We start from the raw sequence: 22,295 nt of genomic DNA on the forward strand, positions 1-22,295 counted from the left end.
TGGATAAGCCCAATAATGAAGCCCAATACTTTATGACTCAAACTTTGATAAATGCTAACGACACCTTCGCGCCTAACGCAGATAATACAGAAGCTAAACCTGAGAGCTCAAGCACGCCGCATTCTGTATTTATCACTGTCAATAAACGCTGCTTGCTACGCTCTGAGCAGCTCAAACGCTACAGCAATCATAGAGTATTACCTAAGGACACGCGCGTGGCGCCGCCTTTGGATATCGGCTTTGGTCAGCAACGCGCGCTCAAAGCTTTGCGTACGGCGCTAGATATTCAGGCCAGTGGCTATCACGTATTTGCCGCAGGTGAGAATGGGCTGGGAAAACGTACTATCATTAGTCGCATATTGCAAGATAGTGCAGCTGGCGTGCCCACTCCTGATGACTGGGTCTATGTGCATAACTTCTCAGATCCGCGCACCCCTATTGCGCTGACAATGCCCGCAGGTCAAGCACCCATCCTACAACAGCAAATCAATACATTGTGGCAACAAGCAAAAAAGCGCTTGAGTCAACGCTTTCGTAGTGATCAGTATCAGAGCCAGATTGAAGCGATAAAAAACGACGCCCACGCGCAAGAGAGCCAAGCCTATGAGGCGTTAAATGCTGAAGGCAAGCAGTATGATTTGGCACTGACTTTTCGTCCCTCTGACAACAAAGCGGTGTTTGTGCATCCTAGTCAATTGGCGACAGAAACCTCTCTTAGTCATACTGACTCAAGTACTCCTAACTCAAACGCTACACTAGGTCAGTCAAAGACTGATATGAACTTAGATGTCAACACTCATGTACCTATGAGAGATTCTCAGTCAAACAGTACTGTTAACGATAAAGAGTCTACAGCGTCAACTGATGAGAGTCAGTCTGAGGATTACAACAACACGCGGCGTAATTTTGCACAAAAAAACCATATGCATAAGCGGCTTAGTCAATTGACCATTGCTCTTGAGCAACTAGAAGACGATGCCAATGATGCCATAGAAACCATGCATCGCGATATCGCCACGCGTACGCTTGAGTCTTTATTTACACCCATCAAAAAGCAATTCGAGACGCTGCCCGCAGTGAGCACTTATCTGACAGCGATGTTCACTGATATGGTCAGCCATGTTGAGCGTATCGTGAACGCAGATGATGAAGAGTTTGTGGCCGCTATCCTTGCCACGACGCCGAGCCGCTATGCGGTAAACGTTATGGTCACCCATACCCCTAATAGCGGCGCGCCCGTAGTATTTGAGGATCTGCCGACGCACCTTAATCTATTGGGTCATGTTGAACAGATCACCCAGTTAGGTACAGTCACGACTGATGTCAGTATGATTCGAGCCGGTGCCCTACACCGTGCCAATGGGGGTTATTTGCTACTTGAGGCTAGCCACGTCCTTGAGCATCCTTATGCGTGGCAAGGGCTTAAGCGCGCTTTACAATCGCGTAAAATTAAACTCTCAAGCTTGGAGCAAATGCTAACCTTGACAGGGAGTTTGTCACTTGCACCTATGCCTATAGATCTGAACGTAAAGGTTATCTTACTGGGTGAGGCCGATCTTTATTATGAGCTGTTAGAATTAGAGCCTGAGTTCGATGCGGTATTCAAAGTCCGCGCTGATTTTCATGACGACGTTATGCGCACCCACGAGCACGAATTGGCTCTCGTTGCCAAGATGGCAGACATCATCGAATACGCAGAGCTTTATCCTTTTGATAGTAGCGCGCAAGCCGCTTTACTTGAGCACTTGAGCTTACAAGCTGAAGAACAAGATCGCCTAAGCCTACATAGTGATCGTCTGATTAAATTACTCCATGAGTCCAACCGTCATGCGCGCCTAAATAATGAGAATATCGTTGATGCCACGCACGTAACCAATGCTATAGCCGATATGGATGAGCGCTCAGGCTACTTACGGGATCTATACTGGGATGAGCTCAAAAACGGTCAGCAGCTCATCAAGACTCAAGGTCAGGCAGTCGGTCAGGTCAATGCTCTCACCGTCGTCAGCTACGCCGATAGCGAATTTGGTATGCCGGCGCGTCTAACTGCGGTTATCCAGCCTAATATTGGCACAGGTGAGATTTTGGATATTGAGCGAGATGTCGACTTAGGCGGTAGCTTGCACGCCAAAGGTATGCTCATCATGACCAGCTACTTGCGGGCATTGTTTAGTCAGCATCATGCGTTAAATTTTAGCGCCTCGCTCGCTTTTGAGCAAAGTTACGCACATATCGATGGCGATAGTGCGACCGTTAGTGAAGCCTGCGCGCTCCTATCTGCTCTAGCTAATGTCCCGATCAATCAAGCGCTGGCAATCACAGGCTCAATGAATCAGCTGGGTGAAGTACAGGCCGTTGGCGGTATCAATGCCAAGATTGCAGGGTTCTTTGATGCTTGCCGCGAGCAGACGTTGACGGGACAACAAGGCGTGGTCATCCCTATGGCAAACGTACAGCAGCTTATGCTTCGCGACGATATTATCGAAGCGGTTGAAAACAAACAGTTCTCCATCTACGGCGTTCATACGATCGGTGAGGCCTTGACCCTCATGACAGGCTTGCCTATCGATACGCTCAACAAGAAGAAACGCTATCGCAAAGAGACCTTATTTGGCAAAGTATTGCAGCGTCTTATGCTATGGGATGAAAACCAAGACGACGATAATACTGAAGATAAGGCATCAAAAAAAACATCAAAAAAGAAAGCTGAGCAAAAAGCAAAAAAGCAAAAAGCAAAGCAGACGCTTAAAAAAGAGGAACGCCAAAAAAACGAGCAGCAGACTAAACGAAAAGATACGCAAGTAAAAGAGACAAATGAGATGCTGTTGAGACAAAATAGTTCAGATAATGACTATTTAGAAAGTAACAACTTAAAGGGCAACAACTTAGAGAGTAATGATTAGAGCAAACGAACGATACTTCTACTATTGTGGAGTAACTCTGTCAATGTCATTTAGAATCAATGTCATTTAGAATCAATGTCATTTAGAATCAATGTCATTTAAAATCAATATTATATAGACCCTAGACGCTCCAACTGTTTTCTGCGATGATAAATAGATTCGCCCGTTTATCTTCGATACCATATTTTGTAGCAACTGATAGTACCCGCTTAAGGGTATTGACTCCACCTAATGATAAGACTTATCCCACAAAAGGTATTTAGCAATGACTGTATCTCAGACTGATAGCCTGCCAACCGATACCAAAGCCATTGCGACAAATAATAGTAAAGAGAGTGCTGATAGTCGCCATGGCGCGGCAACCACAGCGCGCCAATGGCAGGTGCTCTCGCAGCTCCAACGTAATCGCTGGGTGGGTACTACGCATGTGTACGAGCAGTTGGTGCTAGCAGGGTTTGATATTAGTCTACGTACGGTACAAAGAGACTTAAATGCCCTAGCAAAACGTTTTCCTATAGAAAAAAACAATGCCAACCCGCAAGGCTGGCGATGGCGTGATGATGCTCCGCTCCAAAGCTTACCGCATATGAATCTATCGCAGGCCGTCGCCTTTAATATGGTTGAGGCCAATCTCACCCAGCTACTCCCGCCTGCTATTTTAGACGAGCTGTTTCCTTGGTTTGATTTGGCGCGGCGTCAGCTAAAAAATAGCAAGGTTACCCACTCTTGGATAGATCGCGTGCGTATCGAGCCTGCCACTCAGCCTTTGATCGCACCGCACGTTGATCTAGAGAGCAAAGACAACATTTATCATGCGCTGTTCTACCAGCTTCAGATACAGGCTTGTTATACCCGTAGTAATAAATCAGAGGCGAGCGAATACATCCTTAACCCTATTGCTATTATTCAGCGCGGCGTCATTATCTATATGCTCGCCACTCGTACTGATGACCCTGAGATGATCATTCGCACTTTTGCTCTACATCGGTTCGAGAGCGTTGAGATATTAGATACCCCATCCGTAACACCAGAGGGTTTTGAGCTTGACCGCTACCTTGACGCAGGTGGTATGGGCTTTACGCATCATCTACTAAGCCAGCTGCCAGATCATGGCAAAAACACGGCAGTCGAGCTATGCTTTAGCAAAAGAGCAGGAAAAAGCTTGACTGAAAGTAAGCTGAGCGAAGATCAAACGGTGATAGATAACGATGATGATACTTTGACCATAACCGCAACGGTCAATCTGACCTCACAATTGGTCTGGTGGCTACGCGGTTTTGGTAAAGGACTTATTAGCGCCAAACCAGAGCTGCTCTATGAGGCAGTACTCAACAAAGCCTCTAAAGACACTCAAGACCTGAGCAAACAAACCCTCTAATAAGACAACTCTAATAAAGGATAACTATGTCCCCCTCTGCCCCTTACCCCCAAGTCAAAGCTCCTATTCTCTCGGACAGCCTGAGTGCGTTAGGGTTAAGCGCCAAGACATTGTTTTTTGCTTTAAATTATGAATTTACCGAGATTGAACCTACAGGATTACTCAAGCGCTTCAAAAAAGACCAAGGCGCTATAGATCTCGATATCGCCTGTGTACTATACGACAAGCACTGTACTATTGATGATATCGTTTGGTTCAAGCAGTTACGTGATAAAGCTGAGTCGGTAAGGCATCAAGGAGATAGTCTCAACAGCAAAGATCGAGGCGATCAGTCTTTGTACCGTGCGCCGCTCGACCAAGAGCAGATTCGCCTCTCTCTAGTTGATATCCCAGAACATATCGAGCATATCGCGATGTTGGTCAGCTCTTATCATGGTCATCCTTTAGGCAAGCTCAATGCGGGTGAAGTGCACTTGAGTGATGATGAAGGCAATCGCGCTTTTGAGGTCAACCTAAGACAGTCTCCTCGCGATTGTAGCGCGGTATGGATAGCCAGTATGCGCCGCGGTATCGACGACTGGCAGCTGACTTTACAAAATCTACCTTTGAATGAGCATGACATATCTAAAGCAGCTCAACTTGTAGCGCACGAGCTTGCCCGTGTACTACCCATGCCGCAAGCTATCAGCAGCTAGCCACTTAACGTGAACATAAATCTTGGTGAATATAAGTTTTAGTGAACATATAACTTACGTATCACTATAAAAAAGGGGCGAGACTGTTTAGCATCTCACCCCTTTTATGCAAATATATTTAAACTTTTATTCTAAAGACTCACCGCAGTGCGGACAGAAATTCTTTTTACGCATCTCTTTTTCGCGCCGTTCAAGCTCTTGCTCCCGCAATACTTGTAGTACAATATCCTGAGCTTGCTCTCTATCTAATCCAAGCTCACGGCGAATCTTATCAATCATCACCTGGTTTTGTACTAGATCAAAATCACTATCGACCAGCTGCTCACGAAAGTCCTGTTCTAACTCGTCTCGGCGCTGAGCAAGCTCATTGGCCAGACCTGTCGCCAAAATACCAGCAGGCAGAGCGGCAAGACCCACACCCAGTATAGTGATAATCGCGCCTAGTATTTTACCAGCGGTAGTGATGGGTATCACATCACCGTAGCCCACAGTCGTTAAGGTGACAACAGCCCACCACATCGCTTTGGGTATTGACTCAAACTCATCGGGCTGTGCGTGATTTTCAACCAAATAGATGCCACTTGATGCGGTAACTATCATAATAATTAGGATAAATATAACCGCTTGAAAAGAGCCTTTCTCCTTGCTCAAAACGACAAGCAAGATACGCATTGAGGCAAAGTAACGTGTCAATTTTAAGATTCTAAACAGACGTAGAATGCGTAAGAATCGCAAATCGATAGTGACAAAGAAATTCAAAAACGCAGGAGCAATGGCTATCAGATCAATAAGTGCTGAAGGGCTTTTTAGCCACTCCCAGCGCTGTCGCCATGTTGTATTGTCAGGTTTGGCTTCAGCCACACTCCATAATCGCAGTAGATACTCGATAGAAAATACAATAATCGAGAAGTTCTCAAATAGAGTAAAATACTCTTGATAAGGGTAGTACCAGTGATCTACGGACTCAGCAATGACAGCTGCCACGTTCGTCATAATCAAAAAGATTAAAAAGTAGTCGATGTAACGACTCAGCCAAGTATCGTGGTCATCATTTTGTAGCACATCATAAACAAAATGACGCAAGCGCCGTACAGGGTGGAATAGCATGCCGTTCCTATGCGGTGTAAAACCGATCTAGTATAAAAAATCATTGAGCAAACCAGTCAACAAAATATCATATTAAAAGATAATTTGTCGACATTGCTATAAAAGCGCCTGATTTACTTTTATGGACACTAGGGCGTGTTTATATTGTCAAAATAACGTTAGAAATTAACTGACAGTCAATTAATAAGAGACTGTGTAATAAAAATAAACTAAGACCAATAATACAATCACCGTCATTATCAAAATAGCCTGTAAGACACGGTGATCAATACGTAGGTTACGGCTGACATCCTTTGCAGGTATCAAGGATAAGCCGCAATCAGGACAGTAGTTATCAGACTGATTGAGCGAAGTCATATCATAAGCATTTTTACAGCGAAGTGGGGAGTTACTACAGTATCCAATCATAACGTATTTATAACCCCTTACTCTTTATATAAACCGCTTTTTTGAAAATTTATCATGTATTTAAGGACCATCATTCTAATAAAAATTGAAGCCATATACGATAATAATATGTAACACTAGGGATTTTTTGTCGTTTACCCTATTTTTGTGCAGCTTGCTTAGGCATATCTATAAGCGACCATTTATCAGTATCCTTACAAAAAAACCAGCCTTAAGCTGGTCTTTTACCTGTGAATTATTCAAAAAGATTCAGTATAGAGAGTCTTTTTGAGTTTTATGACTAGTTCTCACAACAAGATACGACGCGGATCAGCAAGCAAAGTCGTGATATAGCGAGTAAAGACAGCCGCATCAGCGCCATTGATGACGCGGTGATCATAAGATAAGGATAGTGGTAACATGAGACGCGGCTCAAAGGCTTGCTTACCCTCATTCCAACGCGGCTGCATACTTGCTTCAGACACGCCCAAAATTCCCACCTGTGGCCAGTTTACTAGAGGTGTAAAGGCCGTGCCGCCCAAGTTACCTTGACTCGATATCGTAAAGCTAGCTCCTTGCAGATCTTTGGTGCCAAGCTTCTTGTCACGAGCTTTTGCTGCCAGCTCGCCGATCTCAATAGCAATTTGCTTGAGGCCTTTATCTTGCGCATCTTTGATGACGGGTACTATAAGTCCATCATCAGTGGCAACCGCAATACCTATATTGACGCTTTTACGTAAGATGACTTGTGTGTTGTCATCACTCAAATGACTATTGAACCGCGGATGCTGCGTCAGTGCATAAGCCGTTGCCTTAACGATAAAGGCCAGTATCGTAAAACCAATACCCTCAGCCTTCATACCACCTTTGAGCTCACCGCGTAGCTTTTCGGTCTCAGTGATGTCGGATAAATCAAACTGCGTTACTTGCGGCAAATAAGTATTATAGTTGAGCTGCGGGATAGAGACCTTTTGCAAGCGGCTCAAATCTACTGTTTCGCTCTCGCCCCAGATCTCGATATTACTCATATCAGGCAAACTGGGTAGTCCTGAGCTGACGTGTCCGCTACTAGTGGGCGCAGCTTTTTGCGTGGTTATACGATCTTTAACATGAGCGAACAGATCTTCTTTTAAGATACGATCGTTGAGTGCTGAACCATCGACTTGAGTGATATCGACGCCCAATTGACGCGCCAGCTTGCGTACGGCAGGGCCTGCATACACTTCAGTCAGTTTTTGATTGATCTCGCTTTCTGTCAATTTGCTATCAGAGGACTTCTGAGCCGCTTGTTTTGGCTCACCATTGGTTTGTTTTTGCGCAGATGCGGCGGTAGAGGCATTGTTATCTGAACGATCTTTAGATTCTGACTGAGAAGGCTCAGATTCTGTGCTTTGAGATGACTTGCTCTTAGAATCTCTATCTTGGGACGACTCAGTATCAGCTTTGTCGCTATCACTACTCTGTGAGCCACTACCTTTGATAACGATAAAGTCTTGACCATTAGCCACCATGTCACCAGCTTCAACCAAAATTTTCTCAATAGTACCTGCTTCTGGCGCAGGCACTTCAACCGAGGCTTTATCCGACTCAACTAATAGTATCGACTGATCAGCGCTCACCGTATCGCCGACGCTGACCATAATCTCAGCAACTTGCGCTTCATCAACGCCTAGATCAGGCAAGGCATGAGTCGTAGCAGTACCTGATTGAGCAGCAGGTTTATCTTTATTTGATTCATTTGCGTGATCTGTACTTTTATTATCTGCTTCTTGCTTATCTTTAGCGTCAGGCTCAGACTCTTCTTCCCTGTTTTTCTCTACGCTATTTTCATCTGTGCTTTGATTATCGTCTTGATTATCTTGACTGTCATCACTTTCAAGCGCAATCAGTACCATACCTTCGCTGACTTGGTCGCCGACAGCCACATTTATACTAGTGACTTTACCAGCGGCTGAGCTTGGCACTTCAACGGACGCTTTGTCAGACTCTATCAAAATAATGTTGTCGTCTTTTGCAATAACGTCACCGATTGCTACCATGATCTCACTGACTTCAGCACTATCAACACCTAAATCTGGGGCTTTAATATCCATCTTGTCCATCCTTGTCTTTTAATTTCCTAGTCATGTGATTACTAGTCATATGGTTTTATTCTGCGACGTCATCATCATTGAGCAAAGCTGCATCAGCTTGATCTTCGGCACGGCCTTCACTAGTGATCTCGTCGTCGTCTTCACCGACAAACTCAGGTACAGGATTTGGGTTAATATTATCAGAAGCTGGCGCTGGCGCATCTGGGAAATGGTCATAGTGCGGCTGCGTCTGCCACGCAGGTGGCTGGTCGGCATCGATATCGAAGCTGGAGATGGCGTCTTTGACCAAGCGCATCTCAACCTCGCCTTCATCAGCTAAGCGCTTAAGAGTCGCTACCACGATGTGCGCTGCATCGACATGAAAGAAGCTACGCAGCTGCTCTCGGGTGTCTGAGCGTCCATAGCCATCAGTACCAAGGGTAGTAAAGGGGCGATTGTCAGGCAGCCAAGCGCGAATTTGCTCTGAGTAGTTGCGCATGTAGTCGGTCGCCGCCACTACGATACCTTCGTGCGGAGCAAGCTGTTCTGTGATCCATGAGACCTTTTCTTCTTCCATAGGGTGCAGGCGATTGTAGTCATCACAGGCCATACCATCACGAGTAAGCTCATTGAAGCTGGTCACGCTCCAAACGTTGGAGGTAATATTGAACTCCTCTTTGAGTATTTTTGACGCTTTTTGTACTTCGCGCAAGATAACCCCTGAGCCTAGCAGTTGTACTTGGCTTGAGCCGTTGTCCTCTAACAGATACATGCCGCGCTTGATACCTTCTTCTACTCCCTCTGGCATCGCTGGCTGATCGTAATTCTCATTCATTACCGTCAAGTAATAGTAGATACGCTCGCCCTCACCATACATACGGCGCAAGCCATCATGCATGACTACGGCCAATTCATAACCAAAGCAAGGGTCATAGCTGACGCAATTGGGTACGGTATTGAACAATATTTGCGAATGACCATCTTGATGCTGCAAGCCCTCACCATTTAATGTTGTACGTCCAGCGGTTGCGCCCAATAAGAACCCTTGCGCCTGACAGTCGCCTGCCGCCCAGGCCAGATCGCCTACTCGCTGAAAACCAAACATGGAATAGTAAATATATAGCGGTATCATAGGTAGAGCGTTAACCGAGTAACTGGTCGCCAAGGCAATCCAAGCACTCATTGCGCCTGCTTCATTAATACCTTCTTCTAGCATATGACCATCGATGGCTTCTTTGTATCCCATCAAAGCCTCGCTGTCCTCTGGGGTATACTTCTGTCCTGCCGCAGAGTAGATACCTAATTGGCGAAACATACCCTCTAGACCAAAGGTGCGCGCCTCATCAGGGACAATAGGCACGACGCGATCTTGAATATCTTTGTTTTTTAGCATGGCAGATAACAGACGCACGAACACCATAGTCGTCGATTGCTCTTTACCCTTACTACCTTGTAGGACGCGATCAAATATCGATAGCTCTGGAATATTAAGTGGGATATGACCACTACGGCGATTGGGCAGGTGACCGCCGAGCGCTTCACGGCGACCTTTGAGATACTTCATCTCTACAGAGTCCTCGGCAGGACGATAAAAAGGTAGGGTTTCTAATTGCTCATCGGTAAAGGGTAGATCAAAGCGATCACGGAAGTACAAGAGCGCCTCTTGATCGAGTTTTTTGATCTGATGCGATTTATTCACCGCTTGTGCTTGGTTTGATAGACCGTAGCCTTTGACAGTCTTTACCAAAATAACAGTCGGCTGACCCTTAGTTTTCATCGCTTCGCTAAAAGCGGCGTAGACTTTCATCGGATCATGACCACCACGATCTAAACGCGCAATGTCTTTATCAGAGAGCTCATTTGCCATCTCCTCAAGCTCTGGATATTTTCCAAAAAATTCTTTTCGGACAAATTCAGGAGTACGTGCCTCGTAGAGTTGATACTCGCCATCAACCGCCTCCTCCATACGGTATTTGAGAACACCAGTATGATCTTTATCCAGTAGCGTATCCCAATGCCCGCCCCAAACGACCTTGATAACTCGCCAGCCTGCACCGCGGAACACAGATTCTAGCTCTTGGATTATTTTGCCATTGCCGCGTACGGGGCCATCTAGACGTTGTAGATTACAATTGACGACCCAAATTAGATTATCAAGCTTCTCACGACCTGCCAAGGAGATAGCGCCCAAACTCTCAGGCTCATCGGTTTCACCATCGCCTAGAAAGGTCCAAATCTTGCGACCCTCAGCTTCAAGTAATTTACGGTTTTCCATATAGCGGTGCACATGCGCATGGTAGATCGACATGATGGGGCCAAGACCCATAGATACGGTTGGAAACTGCCAGTAGTCTGGCATCAAGTACGGATGCGGGTAACTTGATAAACCTTTGCCGCCCACTTCACGGCGAAAATTATCAAGTTGCTCCTCATCTAAGCGACCCTCTAAATAAGAGCGCGCATAAATACCAGGTGCTGAGTGACCTTGATAATAGATCATGTCGCCACCGAAATGATCACTTGCGGCGCGAAAGAAATGATTAAAACCCGTCTCATATAGTGTCGCACTAGAGGCAAAAGTTGCTAAGTGACCACCCAAATCGTCATCGTTCTTATTTGCTCGCATCACCATCGCAAGGGCATTGTAGCGAATTAAAGCGCGGAGCTTGCGCTCGATAGTCAAGTCACCTGGGTACATCGGCTCATCTTCAACGGCGATAGTATTGATGTAGGCCGTATCAAGGCGATTAAAAGGTAAGTCCTCTTGCACCGCCATGTTGTATAGCGCCTTCAATAAAAACTGCGCGCGGTCTTTGTCAGCATGTTTGATGACCGACTCAAAAGCATCCAGCCACTCTTGAGTCTCTACGCTATCAACATCCTTGTAATAATTCATCTTGGTCAATCCTTTTTGGGTCTTATCTGTCTGGTGACAGCTCATAGTTAGTATAAAATCTAGTTAAAGTAAAATCGTCATGCTCTTAACACAAACCGCAAAAATAATAAATCAAAATAAGCAGTCAATAGTTAAGAGGCTATATCTATCCATTATAGGCACATAGCAGCGAATTGTTTATAGCTTTGAAAAAATGGTAAAAATACAGGTATTCAGCCAAGAAATGACGAATAGTAATTAGATGAATATTGATAACTTTATGGTTAACTTATACGATCTAAGACCAATTTTTAGTTGCTAATAAAAGATTGATTTTAAACATTGTTAAGCTTTAATTAAAGTTAAGCTAATGAATTTTTTAATCTAAAGGTGTCAAAAGGGTAAGATTTATTTTATGATAATAAATACAGATTATTTGATCTACAAGGAAGCGTCATGCAGCTAAATGTTTGTAGTAGACTTATCAAAAATTTGCGTCGTCCAGCTTATATTGTAGGGATAACCTTACTTACGTTATCTGCACACTCAGCATTTGCTGCCGTTAGCTGCCCTGCTGGTTTCACCTCTGATGAATTCTCAAACTCAGATTATACCAATCTTGCTCCGGTGGTCTCACCACCTACTCCACAAAGCAACCAAAATGTTATCGGTATTAAAAGCGAGAGCTACTTGATAGCTTCCAATAGTTTAACCACTAGCGGCACTTTAGATACTGGGGGAATAAATAGATATCAATCGGATACTACTGGAGGTGTGCAAGTTTTTCGTTTCTACCAAGACTTTGCCGATAAAACGAGTACACGAACCGCGTCTTATACCTTTAGTAATAAATTTTCCAATCAGCCTCAGGCGCTCACTAATGTTGGTATTAGTATTTACGACATAGACACAAGCTACGTAGGGACAGACTTTGCTGGTAATAGGTATTTCGAGTTTTTTGACCAAGCGACCGTCACAGGGGTTACTAGTGCAGGGACGACGATTAGTCCAGTCTTACAATCTAAAGGCGCTGGAATTACCAGCATAGCACCTTATCGGCAAACAAATTTGACTAGCAGTGTCAGTTGCGGCGGCTTGAACGACAATTGCAGAGTTTCATTGTCATTCAACCAGCCTGTTGTAAAAGTAGACATTACTTACGGTAATAATACTGACTTAAATTATTTTGATCAAAGTGATGATGACGGCGATGGTAATCAATTCAATGATCCTGGCGATCAGCTAGTTGATATAAGATTTGATGGCTATTGTTATCAGCCGCAGCCGCGATTGATTTACACAAAAGCATTGTCTGACCCTCGCATTATAGATACAGATGAGTTTAGGATTCAGATAACAGATAACGCAAATAATACCTCAGTGACCAGTGGTATCAGTACGACGACGACAGCAGGAGAAGGTAATACTGTTACTACTGGTACAGGTACAACAGGGACTTTTAGAGTTGATCCTACCAAGACATATACTTTGACCGAGATTGCCTCAGGCACCACAAACCTGTCAAATTATAATGCTACTTATACTTGTAGAAGATCAGATGGTACAACAGTGACAACGCTAAATCCAAATAGCCTAAAACTTACTTATGGGGACAATTGGACTTGTACCATTACTAATAGTCGCAGTTTTATCTTTTCAGGTATCGTCTTTAACGACAACGGCGGTATTACAGCGAGTAGTGCTGATAGACAGAACATCTCTTCAACCTTCATCGGTAATGGCAGCTACTTTAACGGAACCTTTGATAGTGCTACTGAATCTGGCATATACGACAACAACTTACAAGTTCGATTGACCAACTGTAATGGCACCAACATCGCAACCACCTCGCCCAATCCGCAGACAGTATCGAATGATAATGCCACTAGAGGTCGATATAACTTTATCGTACCAGCGAGTGCGCTTGCCAATAGCACTAGAGTCTGCGTGGTAGAGAATGAACCAAGCGCTTGGGACTTTACAATAGATACCACACCAGATACGCGCGAGGTCACATTGGTTGCCAATGTCTTTGAATACAAAACCGAGAGAAATAGTGCAGGCGCAATCACGCGCAATTTAGATTTTGGTGAAGTTCGGGCTGCAAATGCAGCGTTAGTACTCATAAAATCTCAATACGTTCACGACTGTAACGCTAGTCTTAATTATCAAAATGTCGGTAGTAGTGAGAATCCAACACAAGGTTTTAGTACCAACCCAATTAGTAATATTGAATCTGGAAGGTGTATCGCTTACCGTATTCAAGCGTTTAACCGAGGTCATATAGCGCTACAGCAAGTACGAATAAGTGATGAGTTGCAATCTGACCCTGTCGCTTCAGTGTTCAAGCGTCCAGCGCCTCTGTTTATTCCAACCTCAGTCGCCAGTCCAACGGTTGCATACGATACCAATGGCACTATTCAATCTAATCTGTTTAGTTTGACTGCAACATCAACTACGGCAAGTGTACCGCCTTCAGCGAGGTTGTTTTTCAATACTAAATTTGGTACGACTCAATCAAACTGATTGATGGCTGCCCTATCATAAGCAGCTTTTGAGATAGCGACATCGAAACAGACACATATATCAATAAGAGTGTCTGTTTTGTTCTGTGTGCATACTCTTGCATTTCATCCTGATATAACTACCTCTCATACTTTATTGTTAGGCTTTACTTGCGTCTTTGTATAAGATTAAACACTCAAAGTAATATCATAATTTTGATTCTTTACTTAATAGCTAAAGAGCCAAAGATCATAAGGCGTAACGATATGCACAATATTCACATCTCTCTGTATACTCGTGTAGCCAATATGCCTACATATCGAGTACTCGTATCGCTTGCCTTTATGATAGGTTTTTTTGGTACTGAAGCTAACGCCAATTTCGAATCTACTGCGACCTCTACAGCTGCTGCTTGTCCCATAAATCATAAGATGTACTTTATTGGTGCCAACGCCAATGCTCCTGCGTCAACGCCAGACTTTCCCGTAGTGAGCTTACCTCTCAACTGGACAGCTGGAGACTCTTCGAGAAATTTTACTTTCGCAGAATCTTCAGGAAACAAAACCTTCAATATTAATTTCTCATCGATTGTGGAAAAAAACAATAGTCAAGGTGCTCCTCCTTTCTATGGGTCTATTAATGGCAGCACATCTTCTGCTATTAACTTGGTTCACGACTCTACATCGACTGTAAATAACCATATTTTAAATATTAGTACCAATCGCTCAGTGAGTAAGGCAGGCTATGAAATACAAGATGTAGACTCCTTAACCTCTAATGTTATTATTGGGTATATTGGTTTCTTTCCAATTCGCGCAGATAGAACACCATATGCAGAACAGATAGACGTATCTGCCAACGGTGGTCGGTTGACATTTAATAGTTTGTTTCATGCTGCTAACAACCCTGCTCCTAATACCAGTATAGTGACCGCAATTGAAGGTCAGAACTGTTCTACTGGTGAGTGTGATATTGATGCTTCTTGGGGTTACAAAGCTGCAAATAGCGTCCTAGGATTGAGACATAATAATACGATTAATGAAACCCCTGCTCCACATGCTGTTGGATATTCTAATTTTTATTTTTGTTTAGCACCACCTAAAGTTCTTGTAAAAAAAGTACTAGCTGGTAACCGTGTCAATGATACTGATACTAATCGAGATCAGTTTGAGCTTAGTATTAACAGAGGAACAACGGTTGTCAATGCGGTTACCACGACAGGCTCAGGTTCAGCCGTCACGAACAACAACAATCGAAATGCTGTAAGCATAGCTGAAAACACAAGCTATACCATTACTGAACGCGTCAGAAATGGTACAACGCTTGGTGAGATTGCAAATTATAATGCTACTTATACCTGTACCAATGCGACCACAGGTAGTACCACTGTCATGCCCACTGCAAATATGGTATTTAATGCGACTACAAAAACTCGTTCGTTTACGTTGGCTAGTACCAATTTTGGTGATGAGATAACTTGTACCATTACCAACACACCAATCGGCTATACTTTTTCGGGTACTGTATTTGATGATAATGGTGGTATTACAGATAGTGAAGCCAACGCTACTAACGCAGACATTGCTAGTAGCAGTAGCCCTTACGCGAATAGACCCAATTATTTTAATGGGGTATTTAATACACCTCAAGAGCTCGGTATTGCTGGCAGTACGGTCAAATTAGTCAACTGTACGGCCCCTAGTACCGTTTATGCCACTCAAGCAGTATCAACAACGGGGACTTACCAGATAAATGCTTCTGCCGCTACGATAAATAGCAATTCTAATAATATCTGCCTAGTAGAAGAGCGCGCTGGTACTGATTACCCTATTCGTACCAACGCACCTACTAAGACGGTCAATATAGTCACCAATACCTTTGATTACCCTAATAATAACTTTGGTCGCGTGATCGCTGCAAACGTCGCCTTGGTGCTCAAAAAGTCTCAATACATCAATAACTGCCCTGCGACACTCAACTACGCTAGTATTGGAGATACCACCAGTCCATCGACAGGGTTTAGCTCAGCCTTAGTTGAAAATATCGCACCTGGCAGATGTATCGCCTACAAGATTACAGCGACCAATCGCGCTAATGTCAATATTGATAACTTTGTTATGAAAGATATATTACAAAACAAAGGGGTCAACAATGCCATCGTGACGTCAACAATTGCAGCTCCTGCCCCCGCTTCAACAGATTATACGGCCAACAGCCCTACTATTGGCCAAAATGGTACAATGGAGTCTAAATCCTTTACCTTAAACCCAAGAACCAAACGTGACTTCTATTTCAATACCAAGTACGGTACCAGTCAATAATTTAACGTTTTAGACATCCAAAAACGCCTATTTAGTTATCCGACTAGATAGGCGTTTTTGATTTCGGAAATTTCTTCATACATAGGTTTCTACCTAAAGCATAGTTTATCTACTTCTCGTCTTGATGAATATTTTCTAGTAATTATGTGATTACCATTCAGTAACTTCAAACCGCCATCTATCACCTTTTTGATGACTTAATTTTTGCTATTTGTAATGATGCAGGCATCAGAAATACCTCAGTATTTTCACAGACTTATCTCTAGATATTCGTTATTGAATCATACTTCTAGTACGTCCCAAGCTATCCAGAATAGCGATATGCATGTGTCTGATCGACAACCCCTTACAAAGGATTTTATTATGCAATATTTTAATCTTTTACGTACCACTATATTTGTGGCAGTAGCTTTCACCGTATCGCTAGGCGCTGCTCATGCCGATGACGCTTTGAAGATGAATTTGAGCGCGAATAAAGTCATCAAAAATGCTGAGGGCGGTATCTCTTATCTACCCGTGAGCACAGCACCAGCGGGCACTGTTATTCAGTATAAAGCGAACTATACCAATACCATAAGTAAAGACATCAATAACGTTATGGTCACGCTACCTATCCCTGCCAACATGACGTTTACAGGTGATGCCTTGCCTGCTAGTGCTCAAGCAAGTATCGATGGCAAGAATTACGCAGACATGCCTTTGATGCGCAAAGTCGATGGCAAGCTAGTCAAGATCCCATTATCTGAATACCGTACGCTACGCTGGAATATCAAATTACTACCTGCTAACAAGTCTGCTGCTGTGGCGTTAAATACCAAAGTTAGCTGATAAAAGCTCTACTATCATTTTCAACTTATATCACTAACTATTTATTTATTTATCGTCTTGGAGCATTTTATGAAAGCAGCAACCTTTAAACATAGCTTGATCGCTGTTGGCGTTACTGCAGCATTAGGTATCTCTACTAGTGCCTTAGCTACTAACACTACTAGCGGTACGACCACCACTAACGTAGATATTAAAAACATTGCAACAGCAAACTATGACATCGCTGGTGTCAAACAGACAGAGGTGAAGTCTAACGAAGTTATCGTTCGAGTATCAGAGAAATTATCGTTCTCTTTGGTTGCAAATAACGAAGATGGTAATCCTGGTGATACTATCAATGAAAAACTAGAAGTTGCTCCTAACGGTTTTGCGGTATTTAACCACACGTTGACCAACACTGGTAACCGTAATGACAACTATACGCTCAATCTTGCCAATGTTACTGGTGATGATGCAGATTACGATTTGACCGCATCTACGGTTACCTACTCTTTATACAATGCAGGACAGACTCCTGGTACCGATACGCCTGTATCTACGCAATCTAATGTCCCTGTGAGTACGCTCAATGGAACTAGTTTCGCATTAGAGGCAGGTCAGTTTGTCAAGTTCACTATTAATGCCAAGACTAAAGATAACAAAGGCGGCAATAGACAAAATTTGAGATTAACAGCAACTAGCTCTTTATTGCCAACTGCCAGCAAAACATTGACTAACACTGACAAATCAGTGACAACACTACCAACATTTAGTATTGTTAAAACAGTTTTGAACTCGTTAGATCTGAATAATGCTAACGATACTGCTACCTATCAGATAGTAATCAAGAACCCAACGACTGACTATTCTGCTAATGCAACTGATATTACTATTACAGATAACTTGCCAGCGGGTCTGCTTATAGCATCAGCACTAACGACGAATAGCATTGTTGTTAGTGGTAGTGCGACTAAAGGTGCGCTCTCTCAAACTGATAAAGGTTTTGAGTTAAAAGGAGCAAACCTTCCTGTGGGTGATAGTATCACTATTAACTTTACGGTCAAAAAAGACCCTAATGCTGCCCTAGCAAACAATGCCTTGAACCATGTTAAAGTCACTGATGATTTGGACAATAACCCAGCTACTGATAACACTTTGATCGATAGCACTGACAGTACGGTTGAAAACGTCAACCAATTCTATCCTGTCAATGATACCGACTTTACCAACGGTACCAATGCAGATGGTACTAACGGCAATGACTCCACTCAGCCACTAGCGACTATTAAACGTGAGCTGAAATTGACCAATCCTACTATAAAAGAGATCGCTCCGACTTCAGGTACAGCAGGTCAGGTTTTACATCAAACTCTTATTACTAACAGTGGTCAAAACACTGAAGGCAATGTGACAGGCGGCTTAACCTTTACTATTACAGATAACGACAATGGTACGCCAGATGCGGTAAACGTCGTACCTGGTTCTGTAACCCTGACCTATGATCCAGATGGTCCTGGTTCTGCGCCAGCGCAAACCGCAGTCGGCATTACCCCTAATAACAGTGGCGTATATGATATCAAGACCGCCCTGCCTAATGGTATAGCGCCTACCGGTACGGTTAATATCAGTTATAAGGTCTCATCAGAAAATGCTGAAATTGGTATCTCTGAAGATACTGTAGTGAGACTGACTGCTAGTGGTAAAGGCGCGCCTACAGTTGCTCCAGTAACTGATAGAACAGATGTTAAAGGTATTACTCTCGTCAAGAGCCAAGCTTTAGACGCTGCGTGTGACGGTACTGCTGATACTGCCTTTAGTAGCTCTGCTGATCCACTTGCGGCAACGCCCGGTCAATGCGTAATCTATCAAATCGCGGCCAAGAACACCTCTACTACTGAGCGTGGATTCAATATACAGAATCTAGTCATCTCAGATGCGACAGCCAACTTCGTTGCGACTGCTGATTACAGAGGAAACACTTTTGCCTCTACAACTAGCACAGGTTCTGGTACAACCGTCACATCTGCTGCAGCGCGTAACGCTGACGAAACAGCTATTAGTACTACTATTAACCCACTAGTACCGCAGGGAACAGCGACAATGAAGTTTTCAGTGAAGATTAAAACGAATCGTTAGAGAAATATCGTAGTAAGTATCAGTATCTAGCGCTCATAGGAACATAAACGTGCCTATGAGTGTTTTTTTGTGTATAATATTTGCAAGTTGATGTGTCAGCAAAAGCAGCTACGGATCGAAGATCCTAATTCTAACGCTAGTAAATCGTCTTATTATTCAACATTATAGAAATATTAAGTCTTTAAGCGAATATGCGTAAGTAAAGTTATTTCTTATTTTCAGAGCATTTACCCTCATTACTTGTATACGATAACTTGATTACATGTTTCACATAAATGATTGTTATTGTTAGTTTTTTACCAAAAAAATGCATGATAATCATATTCTTACTACCATTCAACTACTACTAACTACCATTCATCTTTTATGTAGTGACGGTATGTTACCTATTTGTGATAATACAACCATAAGAGTTGTATCTATCCTCAATTGTCCACATTTACTTATTGCCATTCGGTATGGCACAGATGTTGCACCAATGACCACGACTAGCAATGAATTGAACAAGGACAAAGATATGAACCTCTCTAACTTATTACGTACTACCTTACTGGCAACTTTAGCAAGCCTTACTTTATCAGGTATTGCTCACGCTGATGACGCTCTAAAAATGGAGCTAACAGCAAATAAAGTCACTAAGGCTGTAGATGGCAAAGTAAGTTACGCACCTGTTAGTACCGCGCCAGCAGGTACCGTGATTCAGTACAAAGCGAACTATACCAATACAATTAATAAAGACATTAACGATCTAGCCGTTATCTTACCTATCCCAACTAATATGGCATTCAACGGTGAAGCTAGTCCTGCTAGCGCACAGGCAAGCATCGATGGCAAGAACTACGCCGATATGCCACTGATGCGCAAGGTGGATGGCAAGATGATTAAGATTCCATATTCTGAATATCGTACATTACGTTGGAATATCAAATTACTACCCGCTAAGAAGTCTGCCGCTGTGGCACTGAACACCATTGTCGAATAGTTCGTTTTTGGACTACTCATTTATACCCTTAGGAGAATTACCGTATGAAACCTAACTTATTTAAATACTCAGTACTGACCGTCGGTATTGTCACTGCTATGGGTATTACTAGCACTGCTAATGCTGACGATGTCACTTATAGTGAAGACAATGCCTTTGTTGTAAAGAACATCGCCACTGCGACCTACAATGTCACAGGTAATGATACTCAGCAAACTGCTGAATCGAATGAGGTGACTATTACTGTCAATGAGACAGGTGCGTTCAGCTTGATTGCCACCGTTGCTGATGGTAGCCCTGGTGACGATGAAAACGAAGATATCGATGTCAACCCAGTATCAGGTGCTCCTGTCGAGTTTACTCATACCTTAACGAACGATGGTAACATCACAGATACCTATACTATAGATATCTCAAATGAAAATGGCGATGACTTTGATTATGATATTGCCAACAGCACGATTACATATCAGATCCGTGATATCGACGGTAACCCCGTTGGCGCTGTTGAGCCTGTCCTTAATGGCGGTACTATAGAGCTTGATCCAGGTCAGTCTGCTGATATCGTTATCAGCGCGGTTACAGATCCTAATGATGATCGCGTGATTGGTGATAATGGTATATTAACGGTCACCTCGACCAGTAAATATCTAACTGATCTTGGCCAGCCTGCAGTCGCTACTAACACGGATAATGCTGTTACCGTAACGCCTATCTATGCGATTACGAAGTCAGCGCAAAGCAACCTTGGCACTCAGATTATCGATTTAAATAACGCCAATGCCTACGTTGACTACACGATTACCGTGTTGAACGAAGGTACCGCTGACGGTACTGATGTTACTATTACAGATGATCTGCCTGCTGGCCTAATTGCCATACAAAACGGCGAAGCCAATTATGTGGCACCTACTACTACTGGTACAGGCACTCCTGCTGTCTCAAGCGATGGTAGAACGGTTACTTTAATTGGTCAAAATATCGATCAAAACGATACAATCACGATTACCTTCCGCGCCAGACCTGCTGACAATGCAACAGTCGGTAGTGACTTTGTCAACTTTGCGGTAGTGACTGATGATTTAGACGACGATGGTGACATTGATCTAACGGATAGTTCAGGTGACGCTGCTGATAACAATACAACAGAAGATAACTTTGAAGATCCAACCAACCCTGATATCGGTGAAGATAATAACGATAATGCGACTGTTACACCAAGGAATCAGACGCGTTCTTTGACCATTACTGATGATGAAAATAAAGAAGTCGCTCTACAAAGCACTGATAATGTGTACACTTATACCATTACCAATGCTGGTACAGATGTCACTGAAGCAGACGCTGAAGATGAAGTCTTCTTCACAGTGACACCAACTATCGACATCAACGAGATCGATACGGTTACTGTATTTGTAGATGCTAATGGTGATGGCGTATTCGATGCTGGTGAGACCGTATTGACTCCTAATGCTAGTGGTCAGTATGACTTAAACGATGCGGTTAACGCAGGCCTTGCTCCTAGTGAATCCGTGACTATCGGTGTCGTTGTCAATACCAATGGTTCAGGCAGTAACAACGGTCAAGATAGCGATATTGGTAAGTTTGAGGAAATCGTTATCACAGTTCTACCACAAACAGTAGTAGACGGTACACCTGCTCCTGTCGATGTTAGCGCTGAGTCAACGACAACGATGGAAGGTATTGATCTATTCAAATTCCAAGCCGCTGCTGCTTGTGACACCAATCCGACCTCTATTACGAACTGGGTAACGACTAATGTGGTGGCTACTGCTGATCAGTGTGCATTCTACAAATTAGAAGCTACTAATACTTTCTCTAATACAGCAATTAATAGTATTGTTCTATCGGATACTCTAGTTGATACGCTGACTTATCAAAATGGTAGCTTCTCTTCTGAGACGTCAAACAACTCAGATGACGCGACATCGACTATCTCTGGCCAGAGTGTCAGTGGTACGTTTGCTACTTTGACAGGAACAGAAACAGGTACTATCTATTTCTCTGCCAAGATCTCTCAGACGGGTACTAATAGCACACCATAATTACTGATTTATGATCAAAGGAGTTTTCTTAATCAGATTAAGAAAACTCCCCTTTTACCCT

12 protein-coding genes are annotated in these 22,295 nt (G+C 43.4%); 9 read left to right on the plus strand and 3 right to left on the minus strand.

The window, feature by feature from the left end:
- The first annotated feature begins 32 nt into the window (after nucleotides 1-32).
- From ACR64G_RS07460 to ACR64G_RS07470, 3 genes are all read left to right on the plus strand, one after another.
- Nucleotides 33-2,903 carry an AAA family ATPase gene (locus ACR64G_RS07460; protein WP_435978686.1) on the plus strand — a complete coding sequence of 957 codons (2,871 nt, stop codon included), beginning with the start codon at nucleotides 33-35 and terminating at the stop codon, nucleotides 2,901-2,903.
- Nucleotides 2,904-3,168: 265 nt separating this feature from the next.
- Nucleotides 3,169-4,281, plus strand: coding sequence for a helix-turn-helix transcriptional regulator (locus tag ACR64G_RS07465; RefSeq protein ID WP_435978687.1), 1,113 nt, complete (start codon nucleotides 3,169-3,171; stop codon nucleotides 4,279-4,281).
- 26 nt (nucleotides 4,282-4,307) lie between these two features.
- Nucleotides 4,308-4,976: a TerD family protein gene (locus ACR64G_RS07470; protein WP_435978688.1), complete on the plus strand. Its 669-nt coding sequence runs from the start codon at nucleotides 4,308-4,310 to the stop codon at nucleotides 4,974-4,976.
- 126 nt (nucleotides 4,977-5,102) lie between these two features.
- On the opposite strand, the gene ACR64G_RS07475 is transcribed toward ACR64G_RS07470, so the two are convergent.
- From ACR64G_RS07475 to aceE, 3 genes are all read right to left on the minus strand, one after another.
- Nucleotides 5,103-6,083: an ion transporter gene (locus ACR64G_RS07475; RefSeq protein ID WP_435978689.1), complete on the minus strand. Its 981-nt coding sequence runs from the start codon at nucleotides 6,081-6,083 to the stop codon at nucleotides 5,103-5,105.
- Between the two features lie 695 nt (nucleotides 6,084-6,778).
- The gene (locus ACR64G_RS07480) at nucleotides 6,779-8,563 is read right to left on the minus strand and encodes a 2-oxo acid dehydrogenase subunit E2 (RefSeq protein WP_435978690.1); all 1,785 of its coding nucleotides are present in this window, start codon (nucleotides 8,561-8,563) and stop codon (nucleotides 6,779-6,781) included.
- Nucleotides 8,564-8,618: 55 nt separating this feature from the next.
- The gene (aceE, locus tag ACR64G_RS07485; protein ID WP_435978691.1) at nucleotides 8,619-11,438 is read right to left on the minus strand and encodes a pyruvate dehydrogenase (acetyl-transferring), homodimeric type; all 2,820 of its coding nucleotides are present in this window, start codon (nucleotides 11,436-11,438) and stop codon (nucleotides 8,619-8,621) included.
- Nucleotides 11,439-11,873: 435 nt separating this feature from the next.
- Here aceE and ACR64G_RS07490 point away from each other — a divergent pair, with 435 nt between their 5' ends.
- From ACR64G_RS07490 to ACR64G_RS07515, 6 genes are all read left to right on the plus strand, one after another.
- Complete coding sequence (locus ACR64G_RS07490; RefSeq protein WP_435978692.1) at nucleotides 11,874-13,943, plus strand: hypothetical protein; 2,070 nt, start codon at nucleotides 11,874-11,876, stop codon at nucleotides 13,941-13,943.
- Between the two features lie 245 nt (nucleotides 13,944-14,188).
- Nucleotides 14,189-16,243: a hypothetical protein gene (locus tag ACR64G_RS07495; protein ID WP_435978693.1), complete on the plus strand. Its 2,055-nt coding sequence runs from the start codon at nucleotides 14,189-14,191 to the stop codon at nucleotides 16,241-16,243.
- A 363-nt stretch (nucleotides 16,244-16,606) separates the two neighbouring features.
- On the plus strand, nucleotides 16,607-17,071 hold the full coding sequence (locus ACR64G_RS07500) for a hypothetical protein (protein ID WP_435978694.1): 465 nt from the start codon (nucleotides 16,607-16,609) through the stop codon (nucleotides 17,069-17,071).
- Between the two features lie 69 nt (nucleotides 17,072-17,140).
- The gene (locus ACR64G_RS07505; protein WP_435978695.1) at nucleotides 17,141-19,186 is read left to right on the plus strand and encodes a hypothetical protein; all 2,046 of its coding nucleotides are present in this window, start codon (nucleotides 17,141-17,143) and stop codon (nucleotides 19,184-19,186) included.
- A gap of 517 nt (nucleotides 19,187-19,703) precedes the next feature.
- Nucleotides 19,704-20,168, plus strand: a complete 465-nt coding sequence (locus tag ACR64G_RS07510; protein WP_435978696.1) for a hypothetical protein — start codon at nucleotides 19,704-19,706, stop codon at nucleotides 20,166-20,168.
- A 44-nt stretch (nucleotides 20,169-20,212) separates the two neighbouring features.
- Nucleotides 20,213-22,234 (plus strand): hypothetical protein, encoded by a 2,022-nt coding sequence (locus ACR64G_RS07515; RefSeq protein ID WP_435978697.1) that lies wholly within the window; start codon nucleotides 20,213-20,215, stop codon nucleotides 22,232-22,234.
- The last annotated feature ends 61 nt before the right edge of the window (nucleotides 22,235-22,295 follow it).

Origin of the sequence: Psychrobacter sp. DM4 (genome assembly GCF_051307035.1) — a bacterium.
Lineage (GTDB): Bacteria > Pseudomonadota > Gammaproteobacteria > Pseudomonadales > Moraxellaceae > Psychrobacter.

Coding starts and splice junctions, on each gene's coding strand:
- ACR64G_RS07480 (WP_435978690.1), bottom strand. CDS start 8,563: ATGGATATTAAAGCCCCAGATTTAGGTGTTGATAGTGCTGAAGTCAGT.
- aceE (WP_435978691.1), bottom strand. CDS start 11,438: ATGAATTATTACAAGGATGTTGATAGCGTAGAGACTCAAGAGTGGCTG.
- ACR64G_RS07515 (WP_435978697.1), top strand. CDS start 20,213: ATGAAACCTAACTTATTTAAATACTCAGTACTGACCGTCGGTATTGTC.
- ACR64G_RS07470 (WP_435978688.1), top strand. CDS start 4,308: ATGTCCCCCTCTGCCCCTTACCCCCAAGTCAAAGCTCCTATTCTCTCG.
- ACR64G_RS07505 (WP_435978695.1), top strand. CDS start 17,141: ATGAAAGCAGCAACCTTTAAACATAGCTTGATCGCTGTTGGCGTTACT.
- ACR64G_RS07500 (WP_435978694.1), top strand. CDS start 16,607: ATGCAATATTTTAATCTTTTACGTACCACTATATTTGTGGCAGTAGCT.
- ACR64G_RS07475 (WP_435978689.1), bottom strand. CDS start 6,083: ATGCTATTCCACCCTGTACGGCGCTTGCGTCATTTTGTTTATGATGTG.
- ACR64G_RS07490 (WP_435978692.1), top strand. CDS start 11,874: ATGCAGCTAAATGTTTGTAGTAGACTTATCAAAAATTTGCGTCGTCCA.
- ACR64G_RS07495 (WP_435978693.1), top strand. CDS start 14,189: ATGCACAATATTCACATCTCTCTGTATACTCGTGTAGCCAATATGCCT.
- ACR64G_RS07460 (WP_435978686.1), top strand. CDS start 33: ATGACTCAAACTTTGATAAATGCTAACGACACCTTCGCGCCTAACGCA.
- ACR64G_RS07510 (WP_435978696.1), top strand. CDS start 19,704: ATGAACCTCTCTAACTTATTACGTACTACCTTACTGGCAACTTTAGCA.
- ACR64G_RS07465 (WP_435978687.1), top strand. CDS start 3,169: ATGACTGTATCTCAGACTGATAGCCTGCCAACCGATACCAAAGCCATT.